This window comes from bacterium (assembly GCA_026398675.1).
Taxonomy (GTDB): domain Bacteria; phylum RBG-13-66-14; class RBG-13-66-14; order RBG-13-66-14; family RBG-13-66-14; genus RBG-13-66-14.
Map to the genome: position 1 here is coordinate 1 of JAPLSK010000214.1, position 1,560 is coordinate 1,560.

Sequence of the window (1,560 nt, forward strand, 5' to 3'; positions counted from 1 at the left end):
GCCGACGTTGACGGCGCCGTCATTGTTGGCGTCGCCGGGGTGAGGCTGGGCGCCCGCGGCCTTGACGGCTGTGAGCACCAGGCCGTTCCCGCCGGCGCCCACCGCCTCGATGGCGATGTTGAAGTACCGGTCTGTAAGCGAGTTGTAGCTGGCCAGGAACGCGGCGTCCGCCAGGGCCGTCCCGTTGCGGCTGCGGAGCACGCAGAACTTGTCGCCCACGGCCCAACTCGCCGCCGGATCGACATTCACCGAGAACGACCCGCTGAGCTTGATGTTCTGGGCCACGCTCAGGTAACCGAACTCGGAGGCGTTCTTCATGTCGACAACGAATGACCCGCCCGACCACAGCCACAGCTTGGACCGGTCGTAAGGGTTGGCGCCCTGCTGGCCGAACGTGAAGGGGTTGGCGATGCTGTCGCAGTGGAAGTTCTTGCCCAGGTGCAGCGTGCCCTTGGTGATGCGGATGCCGTTGTCATCGGCCGAACCCTCGCCGCGGTCGGCCTCCCAGTTCCACACCAGCGTCCCGCCCATCAGGTTCAGCGTGCCCGTCGCGTAGGGGTTGTATCCGCTGGGATCCTCTTCGACCCAGGAGAACATCGTGTAGAAGTCCCCGCTGCCCAGGTCCAGGCGGCGGGGGGCGAACGTCCCGCCGGTGATGGTGATAATCCCCTTGCCGGCGATGTCGGCAGCCGTCGCGTTGGTCGCCTCGCCGACGTGGAAATAGATGCCCTCGCTGTAGCCGCCGGACATCTCCAGGATGCCCACGCCGCCCCGCCCTCGGCCCAACTCGGTCTTGTTGCCGCCCAGGTACGTCCCGCCGGTGATGATGTACGCACCCGTGCTGGTGGGCGACTGCGCGGTGTCGGATCGCAGGCCCAGGTTGGTCCGGCCCGCGTCAATCCCGCAGTTGAGGAAGCCGCCGGCCTCCATCTTGAAGGTCCCGTCATAGGCGAACCCGACCGATAGTCCCTCGGCGGTCGTGAGCGCGCCGCCGTCGCGGACGATCAGCGTGCTGGGACCCTTGGGAATCCACGAGCCGTTGGTGTCCAGATAGGCGTCACTTCCAATCCGCATGTCATTGACCTTCCCCGTCCCGCCGCTGAGGGTGACGGTGCGGGCATCCCGGATGTACCCATCAACCATGTTCTCGTTGTTGGGGTACGGGAACGTGGCATCATTGAAATGGCCATCGAGCGCCGTGGGCGGGTAGGCGTTCAACGGCTCCTCGGTCGTATAACGATACCAGTTGGCGCCCGACCGGAAGGTCGAATTATCCCCCGAGCTGCTAGGGTAGAACTCCAGCGGAACCTGTGCCCAGACCGGACCTGTCAGCAGGGCCAGCGCAGCCAGCAACAGACAAACTCTCGACATGGCCATTTCCCTTTCTCCTTTGGAGCGAAGATGGACTAAGGACTCCGCAAACGTGATCGAGCATTCAGCGGCTGAAGAAGGGGCGCACAATCCACTTACCTAGGCGTCGCCCCTCCGGCAGCCCTAGTTAGTTCCATTGTACCACCGCCTGCGAAGTCGTCAACGACGATGTCATCGGAACGACCCCAC

General features: G+C 64.5%; 1 protein-coding gene. It reads right to left on the reverse strand.

The features are described 5' to 3' along the window. On the reverse strand, nucleotides 1–1,377 hold a 1,377-nt coding region (locus NTW26_07060; GenBank protein MCX7022016.1), incomplete at its 3' end, for a hypothetical protein. Nucleotides 1,378–1,560: the final 183 nt, after the last annotated feature.